Source organism: Halobellus sp. GM3, assembly GCF_052545375.1.
The window spans coordinates 106,839-120,208 of record NZ_JBQWLT010000007.1; the positions used below are offsets into that span (position 1 = coordinate 106,839).

Annotated in this window: 12 protein-coding genes and 2 tRNA genes; 3 read left to right on the forward strand and 11 right to left on the reverse strand. The window is 66.3% G+C overall.

The window, feature by feature from the left end; genetic code table 11:
- Positions 1–51 precede the first annotated feature (51 nt).
- Positions 52–345 carry a hypothetical protein gene (locus ACT3HL_RS12380; protein ID WP_445087147.1) on the forward strand — a complete coding sequence of 98 codons (294 nt, stop codon included), beginning with the start codon at positions 52–54 and terminating at the stop codon, positions 343–345.
- Positions 346–389: 44 nt separating this feature from the next.
- Here ACT3HL_RS12380 and ACT3HL_RS12385 read toward each other — a convergent pair whose 3' ends face one another.
- From ACT3HL_RS12385 to ACT3HL_RS12405, 5 genes are all read right to left on the reverse strand, one after another.
- On the reverse strand, positions 390–833 hold the full coding sequence (locus ACT3HL_RS12385; protein ID WP_445087148.1) for a pyridoxamine 5'-phosphate oxidase family protein: 444 nt from the start codon (positions 831–833) through the stop codon (positions 390–392).
- A gap of 161 nt (positions 834–994) precedes the next feature.
- Entirely contained in the window at positions 995–1,888 is an 894-nt protein-coding gene (locus ACT3HL_RS12390; RefSeq protein ID WP_445087149.1) for an EamA family transporter, read from the reverse strand.
- Positions 1,889–1,996: 108 nt separating this feature from the next.
- A tRNA-Pro gene (locus ACT3HL_RS12395) sits at positions 1,997–2,069 on the reverse strand.
- A 115-nt stretch (positions 2,070–2,184) separates the two neighbouring features.
- On the reverse strand, positions 2,185–4,035 hold the full coding sequence (locus tag ACT3HL_RS12400) for an SLC13 family permease (RefSeq protein WP_445087150.1): 1,851 nt from the start codon (positions 4,033–4,035) through the stop codon (positions 2,185–2,187).
- Between the two features lie 108 nt (positions 4,036–4,143).
- The gene (locus ACT3HL_RS12405) at positions 4,144–6,201 is read right to left on the reverse strand and encodes a DEAD/DEAH box helicase (RefSeq protein ID WP_445087151.1); all 2,058 of its coding nucleotides are present in this window, start codon (positions 6,199–6,201) and stop codon (positions 4,144–4,146) included.
- Positions 6,202–6,280: 79 nt separating this feature from the next.
- On the opposite strand from ACT3HL_RS12405, the gene ACT3HL_RS12410 reads away from it, so the two are divergent.
- The gene (locus tag ACT3HL_RS12410) at positions 6,281–7,453 is read left to right on the forward strand and encodes a CBS domain-containing protein (RefSeq protein ID WP_445087152.1); all 1,173 of its coding nucleotides are present in this window, start codon (positions 6,281–6,283) and stop codon (positions 7,451–7,453) included.
- 63 nt (positions 7,454–7,516) lie between these two features.
- On the opposite strand, the gene ACT3HL_RS12415 is transcribed toward ACT3HL_RS12410, so the two are convergent.
- The 3 genes from ACT3HL_RS12415 to ACT3HL_RS12425 form a co-directional block, all read right to left on the reverse strand.
- On the reverse strand, positions 7,517–8,320 hold the full coding sequence (locus tag ACT3HL_RS12415; protein ID WP_445087153.1) for a molybdopterin-binding protein: 804 nt from the start codon (positions 8,318–8,320) through the stop codon (positions 7,517–7,519).
- A gap of 243 nt (positions 8,321–8,563) precedes the next feature.
- Positions 8,564–10,012, reverse strand: coding sequence for a phosphomethylpyrimidine synthase ThiC (thiC, locus tag ACT3HL_RS12420; RefSeq protein WP_445087154.1), 1,449 nt, complete (start codon positions 10,010–10,012; stop codon positions 8,564–8,566).
- A 190-nt stretch (positions 10,013–10,202) separates the two neighbouring features.
- A tRNA-His gene (locus ACT3HL_RS12425) sits at positions 10,203–10,275 on the reverse strand.
- 215 nt (positions 10,276–10,490) lie between these two features.
- On the opposite strand from ACT3HL_RS12425, the gene ACT3HL_RS12430 reads away from it, so the two are divergent.
- Positions 10,491–10,946 (forward strand): DUF5814 domain-containing protein, encoded by a 456-nt coding sequence (locus ACT3HL_RS12430; RefSeq protein WP_445087155.1) that lies wholly within the window; start codon positions 10,491–10,493, stop codon positions 10,944–10,946.
- Positions 10,947–10,970: 24 nt separating this feature from the next.
- On the opposite strand, the gene ACT3HL_RS12435 is transcribed toward ACT3HL_RS12430, so the two are convergent.
- The 3 genes from ACT3HL_RS12435 to ACT3HL_RS12445 all read right to left on the reverse strand — a co-directional run bounded on the left by ACT3HL_RS12435 (position 10,971) and on the right by ACT3HL_RS12445 (position 13,370).
- Positions 10,971–12,011, reverse strand: a complete 1,041-nt coding sequence (locus ACT3HL_RS12435; protein ID WP_445087156.1) for an ATP-binding protein — start codon at positions 12,009–12,011, stop codon at positions 10,971–10,973.
- A gap of 135 nt (positions 12,012–12,146) precedes the next feature.
- Entirely contained in the window at positions 12,147–12,560 is a 414-nt protein-coding gene (locus tag ACT3HL_RS12440) for a ribbon-helix-helix protein, CopG family (protein ID WP_445087157.1), read from the reverse strand.
- A 120-nt stretch (positions 12,561–12,680) separates the two neighbouring features.
- Positions 12,681–13,370 carry an RPA family protein gene (locus ACT3HL_RS12445; protein ID WP_445087158.1) on the reverse strand — a complete coding sequence of 230 codons (690 nt, stop codon included), beginning with the start codon at positions 13,368–13,370 and terminating at the stop codon, positions 12,681–12,683.

Genomic DNA, 13,370 nt, shown 5'->3' on the forward strand with positions numbered 1-13,370 from the left:
GGCACGCCGGCAGACGGTAGCTACAAACCGCTCGCTCGCCGACATTTGGGTATGGCAGACGCCGAGGAACACGACGACGGAGACAGCGTCCGCTGCTGGCTGGTCGAGCGGACCTACACCGACCGCGGACTCGTCGATATGACGTACGCGACGCCCGACGGCTCGCACGTCCGCCGAAAGCAGGTCGCGACGACGATTATGCGACAGCGCGGCACCGGAACGACCGCGGCCGCGTCGGTCGATCGATCGGACTTAGAGCCCGTCGACGACGACGCGATGCGGGAGCGCTACGCGGCGGAGGTCGAGCGGATGCGCGAACAGCACGATCCCGACGAAGAAGTGTGATCTAAGTCACATCACGCGCCTGCCGTCGAATCTCGGCGCGGGTCCTACGGAGCGACTTGCCTGCGGCCGGTGAGCGTGTCGGGGGCGAGGACGTACTGCCGGAACGCCACGTTCTCGGGGCTCTCCTCGAAGATGTCGACGAACGGGATGGTGACCGCCCAGCGTTCCTGCACGTCGCTGGCGTCGTACGGCTCGTCGGTGATGTCCCGGAGCGTACCGGTGGCGACGGCGCTTCGCCAGCCGTCGTCTGTCCGGCCGTACGCGACGAAAGAGACCGGTCGGTCGACGAACCGGGATTTCCCCCTCTCGGCTGAAACGGCGAGTCGAAAGTGGAAATGGCCCTTGTGGGCGTTGTAGCCGTACGATACCGGCAGCGAGTACGGCGGATCGTCGCGTCCGGTCTGAAACGAGATCACTCCCGTCCCGCCGTCGCCGAGAAACGCGTTCAGTTCCGATTCGGACAGCCGCGGCCAGCGGTGGTTCTCCATACGAAACGGAGGCGTCCGACGACCAAAAGTGGCGAGACGACCGCGAAGGATTCGAACGAATCCGGGGTTTTCGACCCGGTCCGAACGTGGAATAGCACAGTTGAGGAGTGACTGTCGGGAGCTCGTGGCGAGCGACAGTACATAACAGTGACAAGCGACAGTCAGGAGACGGTGACGAGCGCGCCCCCGGTGACGATGAGCGACGCGCCCACGATCACGCCGCCGGTGACCCGCTCGACGTCCCGGAGGAGGAGGAAGGTGAAGAGTACCGAAAACAGCGGCGCCATCGCCGAGATCGGATCGACGACCGACACGCGCCCGATCGAGAGCGCCTGGAACAGCGAGAACAGTGCGCCCGTGCTGATCGCCCCCGCGACCACGAAGTACGGGACGGGGGCGGAGTCTGCCTCGCGGAGCCGATCGCGGTGGTTGAGAAGGAGGTAGGTCCCCAGCGTGAACGCCGCGGCCGTCTCGTTGATGGCGAGGGCCTCGATCGTCGTCGCAGGCGTCTCGAGGAAGCCGAACCGACGGATCACGTTTCCCGCCCCGTACGCGAGCCCCGCCGAGAGCGGGAAGGCGAGGTCGCGGGGGTGCCAGCCGCGGATATCGCCGCCCTTCGCGATCGAGAGGAGCATCACGCCGCCGACGAGCAGGAGGACGCCGATGCCGGTGATGACCGTGACCGTCTCGCCGAGGAAGAGGACCGCCAGCCCGACCGCGAACAGCGGGCGCGTGTTCATCGCCGCGGTCGCCACGCTCGCGCCGATCCGGTCGACACCGGCGTAGTGACCCAATCGGCCGAAGGTCGTCCCGACGACGCCGCCGACGGCGAAGATCCCTACGTCACCGAGGGACATCCCGCCGAACGCCCCGGCCCCGCTGGTCGCGAAAAGCGCCGTCCAGAACAGCGCGCCGCTCGTCAGCATCACCACCATTACGCCCTGCACCGACGTGCCGCCGCGCTCGATCCCCTTCTTCGTGAAGACGGGGCTCAAACCCCAGAGTATCGCCGAACTGAGAGCGAACGCGAGCGCACCGGGGACGAACAGTGCCATAGCGGGGTGTCTCCAAGTACCACCATAAGCGCCTGCATTGTGTGTTCACCGCAGCCACGTGTCGCTCGCCCACGCTTCGCGGTGCTCGCTGAGTGGTCTTCCTAGAAGTGGGACCGCCCGGATTCGAACCGGGGTCACGGGCACCCAAGGCCCGAAGTATACCAGGCTAACCCACGGTCCCTCGTGCGTACATCGCCCCGTCACCGTGTAAAGGATTTCGTTCGGGCGGCGCTCGGCGTGTCGCCCGGGGCTCACGGTCGGAGGCGGGGCGCCGAGCCGCCCGTGAGCCGGCAGCGTCACAGCCCCCAGATGACGGCGATCCCGACGGTCGTCACCGCCGCGAACACGAGCTGGAGCGGCCCGCCGACGCGGATGTAATCGCTGAAGCGGTACCCGCCCGGCCCGTAGACGAAGAGATTCGTCTGGTAGCCGACGGGCGTCATGAACGCCGTCGACGCCGCGAACGTCACCGCGAGGACGAACGCGAACGCGTTCGCGCCGAGCGACTGCGCGGCCTCGACCGCGACCGGGACCATCAACACGACGCTCGCGTTGTTCGATATGACGTTCGTCAGCACCGCGGTGAGGAGATAGAACACGCCGAGCACCCCCACGAGCGGGAGAACGTCGCCGACGGCGACCACGAGACCCGCGAGCAGCGCCGCGCCCCCGGTGGATTCGAGCGCGATCCCGAGCGGGATCACGCCGGCTAGCAGGAAGACCACGTCCCACTGAACCGACTCGTAGAGCTCCCCGGGACGGAGACACCGCGTGCCGATCATCGCGAGCGACCCGGCGAGCGCCGAGACGACGATCGGCAGGAAATCGAGCGCGGCGAGGCCGACGACCGCGACGATGATTCCCACGGCGACCGGCGTCTTCTCCACGCGGAAGTCGTGGCGTTCGATCTCCTGGGCGACGATGAAATCCCGGTTCGAATCGAGTCGCTCGACGCTGTCGGCGGTCGCCTGCACGAGGAGCGTGTCGCCGACGCGGAGCGAGACGTTGTCCATCCGCCGCCGGAACAGCTCGCCGCCGCGCCGCAGCGCGAGGACGGTCGCGTTGTACCGCTGGCGGAAGCTCGCGGACGTGAGCGATTTCCCTACGAGCGAAGACCCCGGTGCGACCACGATCTCGACGAGATTCTGTCGCTCCTCGCCGGCCTCAAGTTCCGACTCGTCGACGACGGTCGGTACGGGGTCGAGCCCCTCGACGTCGAGCAGTTCGACGAGCGTGTCGCGGTCGGTCCGGAGTGCGAACACGTCCCCCGCTTGGATCTCCTTCGGACCCAGCGGCTCGAGATACACCTCTCCGCCGCGGATCAGCTGGATCAGGTCCACGTCGAACTCGGTCTCCACCAGCGCGCGCCGGACCTGTTGGCCGACGAGCGGCGAGTCCTCGCGGACGACGACCTCCGTCAGGTAGTCGGCCATCTCGAACTCCTCGGTCAGATCGACTTTCGGTTTGATCCGCTCGGGCGTCAGCCAGCGGCCGACCGTCAGCAGGTACGCGGTACCGACCACCGAAACGACGATGCCGAGTTGCGTGAACTCGAACATCGTGAACGTGCGACCGATGAGCCGGCCGGACAGTTCGGAGGCGAGGATGTTCGTCGACGTCCCGATAAGCGTGAGCATCCCGCCGAACATCGAGGCGTACGAGAGCGCGAGCAGGAGTTTCGACGGCGACGTCCCCCCGCGCTCGGCGAGATCCGTCACCATCGGCAGCAGGATGGCGACCGCGGCCGTGTTGTTGATGAACCCCGAGATGGGGGCGACGACGCCGATCGTCGCGCCGAGCTGCCGGCCCAGACTGTCGCCGGTGAACGCGGCGATCCTCGCGCCGAGCCGCTGTATCACGCCCGTCCGCTGGACGCCGTCGCTGAGTATGAACATCGCAAGCACCGTCAGCGTCGCCTGGCTGGAGAATCCCGAGAGCGCGTCGGCGGGGTAGTCGGCGAAAATGACGATCGGCTCCGCGAGCGCGCCGACGCCCGCGAGCGCCGCCGACGCCGGCTGGACGAGCAGCAGCGCCACCATCACGCCGATCGCGGTGACGTCGACGGGGACGGGCTCGGTCACGAAGAGCGCGAGCGCGGCGAGGACGACGAGGAAGACAACGACGACGCCCGACGATATCGGTTCCACACCGGCGGATCGCGTCGGCGGCGCAAAATACTGTGGGGTTTCCGCGGTCGGCGTGGCCGGGGATGCTCCGCGGTCGGCGCGGTCGGGGACGATCCGCGGTCCGTGAGCCTAAAATTCGTCTTGCAGTTCCATCTCCGCGACGAGGTCGTAGGGCTCGGTCCCGGACCGAATGAGGTCGAGAATGCGGAAGGCGTCGGTCGGCGAGAGGAAGTGCCGGCAGACCGCCCGCCCCAGCGGCGTGGGATCGAAGCCATCGATGAACGACCACTGCAGGAGCTTCCCGACCGCGTGTTTGGTCGGGACGTCGCCGACCATCCGGTCGTTGAGCCGCTTCGCGTGCTTGCCCGCGACGACGACGTTCGCGAGCGTCTCCTCGGCCGCCGCGGTCTCGTCATAGCGCGTCAGCACGTCCTCCATCTCCCCCTTCAGGAGCTTGAACGCGACCTCGTCCTCGGTCATCTCCATCGAGTTGTGGTAGACGCAGTCGGGTTCGACCAGCAGGTAGACCTTCCCCTCGTCGTGGTAGTCCGGTCGGCCCGCGCGCCCCAGCATCTGCTCGAACTCCTGGACGGAGAGCCACTCGATGCCCATCGCCAGCGAGTCGAAGATCACCTGCGAGGCCGGGAAGTCGACGCCGGCGGCGAGCGCGGCGGTCGTGACCACCGCCGCGAGGTCCTGCTCGCCGAACTGCCGTTCGACGCGCTTGCGCCGACCGTAGTCCAGCCCCGCGTGATACGGCGCGGCGGCGTATTCCAGTTTCCGCGAGATCTCGTGACAGCGCCGCCGCGAGTTCGTGAAGACGATCGTCTGCCCGCGGTACCCCTTCGATGACTTCGAGTCGAACTCCCGTCTGACGAGTTTGTTGATGATGTCGGGCTTCTCGCGCCCGTCGGCGAACGTCACGTGCCGTTCGATCGGGACGGGGCGCTCCTCGAACTCGATGAGCGTCGCGCGGAGGCGTTCGGCCAGCGATTCGGGGTTACCGACCGTCGCCGAGAGATAGACGTACTGCGCGCCGTCGTAGTTGTCTCGACCCTTCGCCCGCTCCTCGTTGTAGTATTTCAGCCGGCTGATGAGCCCGTCGAGTCGGTGCCCGCGCTCCTCCTCTTTGAGCGTGTGGACCTCGTCGATGACGACGGTGGCGACGTCGCCGAGGTCCTTGCCGGTCCGCAGCGCGTGGTCGATGCCCTCGTAGGTGCCGACGACGACGTCCGCGTTCGGGTTGAAGCGGTTCCCGTCGTCGTTGATCCGCGAGGCCCCGACGCGGATCGTCACGTCGAGGACGTCGCCGTAGCGCTCCTCGAAGTCCTCGTGCTTCTGGTTCGCGAGCGCGACGAGCGGGACCAGAAAGAGCAGTTTGCCCTTCCCTTTCAGCGCCCGATCGATCCCGGCGAGCTCGCCGACGAGCGTCTTGCCGGTCGCCGTCGCGCTGACGACGAGCTGATCGCGGCCCTCGAAGAGGCCGTTCTCGGCCGACAGCGACTGGACGGGAAGCAGCGTGTCGAACCGCTCTTCGACCCGCCGCTGGAGTTCGGGGTGGAGATCGAGCGTCGACGTCCCGACGAGGTCGACCTCGTCGGTCGTCGCGCTGACGGTGTCGAACTTCGTGAGGTCGGGGTCGAGCCCGCCCGAGAGGAGACTCGAGATCCGATCGAGGTCCCGCGTCTCCAAGAGCAGCTCTTCGAGTCGGTCCTGCGCCGCGCCGGTGAGCCGTCCCGACGCCGAGAAGTCGAGTTCGCGCTCCAGTTCGCGCGTCGCGCAGTCGGGACAGATGTACTCGCGGTCGGTCTTGATGGCCGTCTCCTCGGTGATTGGCGAGTAGCGCCCGTCGGAGGCGCAGTAGCGGCACGTCCGGACGACGAGCGCCTCGAGCTGGTAGCCGTCGAGCATCTCTTGGATCTCGTCGCGGCGCGGCTTCGACGTCTGCTGAGAGATGCGGATCCGCGAGGCGCGGCGCGCGAGTTCGACGAACTGGCTCGGATCGCGGGGCTCCTCGGTCGATCCGCGCTTGATACGGAACTTCGCGGGGCGCGGCCCGGCGTCCGTCTCCTTCAGTTCGAGCACTGCGCGAACGACGCGCTCGCCGTCCCGCTCGACCACGACGAGGACGTCGTCGCCGGTCTCGTGCAGGAAGAGCGTGTCCGCGCGACCGACCTGTTGAGACACGCTCGGCGCTACGTCGAGGAGGTATTTCAGCGGTTCGTCTGCGGCTGGACTTAAGTCCCGCCCGCGACAACCCCCTGCTATGCGCGGAATCCGCATCGGTAGCGCGTTCGGTATCCCGATCAAACTCGATCTCACGTTCCTGCTCGTTCTCCCCCTGTTCGCGTGGCTCATCGGGGCCGACGTCGGACAGCTCGTCGTCGTGATCAACGACCTGTTCGGCTCGGCGATCGACGAGGTACCGCTGACGACCGGGTCGATGCAGTGGGTGCTCGGAGCCGCCGCGGCGATCGGGCTGTTCTTCTGCGTCCTGCTGCACGAGTTCGGCCACTCGCTCGTCGCGATGCGCTACGGCTACGAGATCGACTCGATCACGCTGTGGCTCTTCGGCGGCGTCGCGAGCTTCGCCGAGATGCCCGAGGACTGGCGCCAAGAGCTCACGATCGCCGTCGCCGGACCCGTCGTCAGCGTGGGACTCGGCGCCGTCTCCTACGTCGCGTTTCTGGCGCTTCCAACGTCGCTCGATCCGGTGAAGTTCGTCGTCGGCTACCTCGCGCTGACGAACGTCGTCCTCGCGGTGTTCAACATGCTCCCGGGCTTTCCGATGGACGGCGGACGGGTCCTCCGCGCGCTTCTCGCTCGGACGCGACCGCACGCCCGCGCGACGCAGATCGCCGCGGAGGTCGGCAAGGTGTTCGCGCTCCTGCTCGGCCTGTTCGGGCTGTTCGCCAACCTGTTTCTCGTCGCGCTCGCGTTCTTCATCTACATCGGAGCCTCCTCGGAGGCCCAACAGACCGTGATGAAGGCGGCCTTTCAGGGAGTCACCGTCAGAGACGTGATGACGCCTCGCGGTGACCTCGACGTCGTGACCGAGTCTACGAGCGTCGCGGAACTCCTCGAACGGATGTTCACAGAGCGGCACACGGGCTATCCCGTGATGCGCGGCGGTCGGCTCGTCGGGATGGTCACGCTCGACGACGCCCGGTCGGTCAAGGAGGTCGAACGCGACGCCTACCGCGTCGAGGACGTGATGTCCGACGACCTCACCACCATCTCCCCGGACGCCGACGCGATGTCGGCCATCGAACAGATGCAGAAGAACGGCGTCGGACGATTACCCGTCGTCGACGAGGCCGGCGAATTCGTCGGACTCATCTCCCGCTCGGACCTCGTCACGGCGTTCAACATCATCCAGTCTCGCGGGACGCTGTCGCTCGGCGGCCGAGAGCGGTCGAGCCTCCCGAACGCGCGATAGGATCCGCGGTCGCGGAGCGCTCACCACAGACGGCCGGTCCCCGCTATCGGTTGTCGGTCCCCGCTATCGGTTGTCGGTCCCGGTCGACGCGTCGGGTCCGTTCGATCCGCCCGCGTTCTCGCCGTCCGCGTTCTCGCCGTCGTCAGTGGAAAGCGCAACAGCCGTGTGTTCGCGGAGCCACCGCTCCGCGTCGGCGAGAACTCCCCCGTCGTCGCCGCTGAGCTTGAGGCGCGTTCGCCCGGCCTCGCGGTTCGGATAGCTCCCGACGCGGACGCCGAACCGGTCTGCGACCTCGCCCAGCGGGGCCGCGAGCGCGCCCTCCGGCTCCGGCGAGTAGAGGATCCGCGTCGCGACGTCGCCGCCGAACGACTCGGCGACGTTCCCGAAGACGGCCCTCATCTCCTCTGGAATACCCGGGAGGACGTACACGTTGTCGGCGACGCAGCCGGGGGCGAGCCCCTCGGGGTTCGGAATCGACGTCGCGCCGGCCGGCATCGACGCGTACCACTCCGGCCGCAGCTCGAAGTCGAGGTCGGGGTTCTCCTCGAAGATCCGATCGAGCGTCTCCCGCACGTCGGCTTCCGCGACCGGGTTGACGACGAGTTCCCTATCGAGCCCGGCCGCGACGCCCTCCATCGTCAGGTCGTCGGGCGTGCCGCCGAGGCCGCCGGTGACGATCACGGCGTCGAACTGCTCGGACCACGAGCGGATCGTCTCGGCGATGATCGGCTCCTCGTCGGGGACGACGAGGACGCGGACCACCTCGACGCCGCGCTCGGTGAGTTCCTTCGCCAGCCACGTCGCGTTCGTATTCTCGATATCGCCCGCGAGGAGTTCGTTCCCCACCGTGACGATCGCAGCGTTCATATCCGTTCGTGGGCGCGGAAGCGGCTTAAACACCGTCCCGTTCGGCCGAAGCGAACGCTCGGCGCCCCTCATATGAACGCGTCAGAGACCGAGACGAGCGAGTGGCTGGGTATGGAATATAGTAGCGTTTGCAACTGATTGCTCGTTCGATCGCACGCAGTCGTGCGATCAGATGAGCGAAGACTTGCAAACGCTACTATAGTAGCAGTTGCAAACGCTACTATATCCGTTGCAGACGCCGCGCTAGTCGTCGGCGTGCGATTCGTCGCGCGTGAACGTGACGCCGTCGATCTCGATAGCGTCGGGGACGCTGCTCGTATCGTGCGTGCCGACCGGTGGCAGGTTCACGTCCGCGGCGGCGGACGCATCGAGGTCTGTTTCGGCGTCGAGCGCGCTCATCTCACCATCGGCGTCCCGTGCGTCCTGATCGATGCGCATCGAACAGAACTCGACGCCACACATCGAACAGAAGCGCGCCTCTTTGTAGTTGTCACCGGGCAAGGTCTGATCGTGGTACGCTTTCGCTCGGTCCGGATCGAGCGCGAGATCGAACTGCCGCTGCCAGTCGAAGTCGTACCGCGCCTCTGAGAGCGCGTCGTCCCAGTCCCGAGCGCCCGGGAGGCCGGTCGCGACGTCCGCGGCGTGGGCCGCGATCCGATAGGCGGCGAGACCGTCCCGCACGTCCTCTTTGTCGGGCAGGCCGAGATGCTCTTTGGGAGTCACATAACACAGCATTGCGGCTCCGGCCCGACCCGCCTCGGCGGCCCCGATCGCGCTGGTGATGTGGTCGTAGCCGGGCGCGACGTCCGTCACGAGCGGGCCGAGCACGTAAAACGGCGCCCCGTCACAGACCGCTTGCTGACGCTCGACGTTGTCTCGGACCCGGTCCATCGGCACGTGCCCGGGTCCCTCGACCATCACCTGTACACCGTGGTCCCGAGCGGTTCGCGTGAGCTCCCCGAGCGTGTCGAGTTCGGCGAACTGGGCGTCGTCGCCGGCGTCGGCGAGGCAACCGGGGCGGAGGCCGTCCCCGAGTGAGAACGTTACGTCGTGCTCGGCGAAGATCTCACAGATCTCCTCGAATTGCGCATAGAGCGGGTTTTGCATCCCGTTTTCTTCGATCCACTGCGCCAGAATGGACCCTCCCCGGGAGACGATCCCGGTTTTTCGACCGTCCGTGAGCGGGAGGTGTTCCAGTAACACGCCGGCGTGGATCGTCATGTAATCCACGCCCTGTGCGGCCTGTTTCTCGATAGTTTCGAGCAACAGATCGTGGGTGAGATCGGCCGGACTGTCGACGCGTTTGATGGCCTCATAGAGGGGGACTGTCCCGATGGGAACCGGTGAGTGGGCGATATTCGCTTCGCGGATGGCATCGAGATTTCCGCCCGTCGAGAGGTCCATCACCGTGTCGGCGCCGTAGTGCACGGCAGTGTGGAGTTTCCGCAGTTCTTCTCGGATATTGCTGGTCGTTTCGCTGTTCCCGATGTTCGCGTTGACCTTCGTGGCGAACTCCCGACCGATACCCATCGGATCGAGCGACTCGTGCGCGTGATTGTTCGGAATGACAGCCTGCCCATCCGCGACCTGCCGACGGACGAACTCCGGGTCGCGGTTCTCTCGCTCCGCCACGCGCCGTATCGCGGGTGTCACTTCGCCGTTTCGTGCTCGCTGAAGCTGTGTTGCTGTCATCAATTACCCAGTTATATCACCAGATAATAAGTGTGGGTGGAGACAGCGAGTACTGTCTTCTTATGCGACACGACAGCGCGCCTGCGTGATCAGCGTCGCGCTCCGAGTTGACCGGGGCGCCTCCATTGTACGTGCGGATACGCCTCGCCTTCCGGTCTCGCCGCTCTGCACTTCGGTCGTCGGGAAAAAGGTCCGGGTGCGAGAATCGAACCCGCGTCTCAGCCTCCACAAGGCTGAAGGATAGTCCACTACCCTAACCCGGACACGCACCTTCAGCTACCCCCGTCGAAGGCAAATACGTTACGACTCTGCGACGGGGTGCGCCGGTTTGACACGGTTCGGTCAGCGATCGTCGAGCGGCACAGACCGATCTGCGGGTGTCGGGCGCTACGGTCACGGAACGCCGGACGCCGAGGTCGATGGCGCAGAAACGGCATCGGGACGCTTTTGCCGCCGACACCCCTACGAGACGCCAACCGTGGCCATCACGGACAAGGTCTACCTCAAGAACCACCGGCAGATCGTCTCCCAGATCGACGTGAACGTCCCGAAGGGCGCGTTCAAGGGGGCGACCATCGACGTCCTCTACTCCGGCGAGGGGCTCGCGAAGCTCGACGACGCCACCCGCGAGCGCCTGCTCGACTTCGCGCAGGACTTCCTCGACCCGAAGAATCCCGACGATCTCTACACGGGCTACCCCGAGCGGCAGTTCGTGCGGTACCTTCTGGAACTCCGCGCGCAGGGGCTCGGCCCGGACGCCATCGTCGACGTGATGAGTGACGAGTACATGCTGTATGCGTACCCCGGCGACATCCTCTCGTTTCTCGACAGCGCGGTCCGAACGCTGGAGGCGGCCGAGACGCTCGCGGGCGTCGACGGCAACGAGGAGATGGAAGCGAAGATGCGGCGGGCGCGGAAGTCGCTCTCGCGATAACGATGGCGGCCGCACGGAGCCGACTCACCGATCGGCGAACTCGACGCCGGTTACCTCGAACCGCGCGCCGCCGGCCTTCCCCTCGTCAATGCGGAGCTCCCAGCCGTGGGCCCCGACGATCTGTGCGACGATACTCAAGCCGAACCCGCTCCCCGTCCGCGACGTGGAGTAGCCGGCTTCGAGCACGTCGCGCCGGATGTCTTCTGGAATCCCGGGACCGTCGTCCTCGACGTAGAACCCGGTGTCGAGCGCGTCCACGGTGACCCTCGGCTCGTCTCCGCCGTGTTCGACGGCGTTCCGAATCAGGTTCTCCAGCAACTGCTGGAGCCGGGATCGATCCGCTAACAGCATCCTCTGGGGAGGTGCCACAACCGTTGCGTCGCCCGTTTCCACGTTTCGCCAGCAGTCGGAGACGACAGACCGGAGTTCGACCGGTTCACAATCGAGAACCGCCTCTCGGTTGCGCGCGAGCGCCAGCAGTTCTTCGATCAGCGTTTGCATTCGGTCGTGCGCCCTGTCGACGGCGGGGAGGTGTTCGCTGTCGCAGTCCTCGATCGCGAGCTCCAGTCGCCCCCGAGCCACCTGCAGGGGATTCCTGAGGTCGTGAGAGAGCGCCCGGGTGAACTGATCGAGGCGCTCGTTCGTCTCCCGGAGCGTTCGTTCCCGCGCCTTCTGCTCTGAGATCTCTCGGGTGTTGACGACGTAATACCCCTCGGGAGTGGTGCTCGCCGAAGACACGGACTCGACCCAGCAGTACGTTCCGTCCGCCTTCCGGTGTCGATATTCGACCGATTCGACCGTCCCCTCCTCGCCGGAGACGACGGCCTGAAACGCGTCGGCCACCCGGGTTCGGTCCTCAGGGTGGAAGTAATCGGCCACTTGTTCGTGTACCAGATCCCCCTGTTCGAACCCGAAGACGTGCTCGATTGCGGGGCTCTCGAACTGGATGACGCCGTCCTCGTCGAGGACGGTGAGGAGGTTCGTCGAATGCAGCGGAATCGCCTCGAGAGAAACGCGTTCGCTGGGTGTGGTGGGAGACGGCGGACCGTTCACGTCGTCTACCATAGGAAGTGCTCAGATCGGTCGTATTTGATACCATCGCCCGAACCGACGGGCCCGCACGATGAACGGATCTGACGGAAGGTCCGCGAGTGCGTATTCACCCACCGTTCCCGACGCGGCCGACGACCTCGACGCACCTCAACCGAGCCGAAACGACGGCTCGTCCGCCTCCTCGGCGTCGAGGTCTTCGAGGTGGATGACCTCTTCGTCCTCGGTTTCGAGCTGTTCGCGGAGGTGGTTCACGTACTGTTTGTGCTCTTCGAGCTGCTCGCGGAGGTGGTCGGCCTCTAACTCGAGACGCTCGTGCTCGCGGATGAAGCTCTTGGGGACTTCGACCGTCGGCGGGAAGCGCTCGCCGTCCCCGCCGTTGCGTACCTGTTCGAGTTCGTGCTCGGGGACGACCTGCACTTGGCCGTCGTGGGCAACGAGCGTGTCGACGTAGTCGCGGAAGACCGCCGACAGCGAGATGTCGCGCTCCTCGGCGATCTCGCGGAGCGTCTCGAAGGCGTCTTCGTTGACGCGAAACGAGATGGTCTTGTTCTTGTTGCCCATTGTCTCGCTCACACGTCGTTCGCCGACGTACTTAACGCTTCGTCAGACGCTACCGAGGTTCGGCTCGAGCGTCGTTCGAAAAAAGCGACGGAAGAGGGAGAGACGGGCCGAGACGGCGGACTACTGTTCGGGCTGCAGGTCGGCCGCCCCGTCGCCCTCGTCGTCGATCACGTCCTCGTCACCGGACTCGCCCTCGTCGTCGCTCACGCCACCGTCGAGGCCGAGTTCGTCGCTGTCGGACTCATCGAGACTCTCGAGCGCCGACACCGCCGACTGCTTGTAGCGGTCGATCGGGAGGTCGTACTCCTCGCGGGCCATCCGCGCGTACTCGTTGCCCTCCTGCTCGAACGCCCCGATGCGATCGAGGGTCCGCTCTGCGGTCTCGACGACCCACCGATCCCGAGTCGCGGCGTCGACGACTTGGATCGACTCCGGCCTGACCGAGACGTTGACCGACCCGTCGTCGGTCTCGTACGTCCGCGGCTTGCCGACGACGGCGACGTACGCCGGCGCTTCGAGTTCGCGAAGCGTGCTCGCGGCCTCGGGCTGGTACTGGCCGGCGTAGACGAAGAACGTTCCCGTGGGGTCGACGATGCGCCCGCGCCAGTACTCGTTGTCCTCGCCCACGTCGTCTTTCTCGGTCAGCGTGCCGACGAAGAAGACGCGGTTCGCCTTCTCCCCCGTCGGGAGCAGGAGATACACCGGCGCGCGGTCGTCGTCGGACTCTTTGAAGGTGAAGGCGGCGTCGTTGAACTCGTCTGCGAACACACGTCGTGCGACTTCTCGGGACGGAATCTCGTTTGCGCTCAT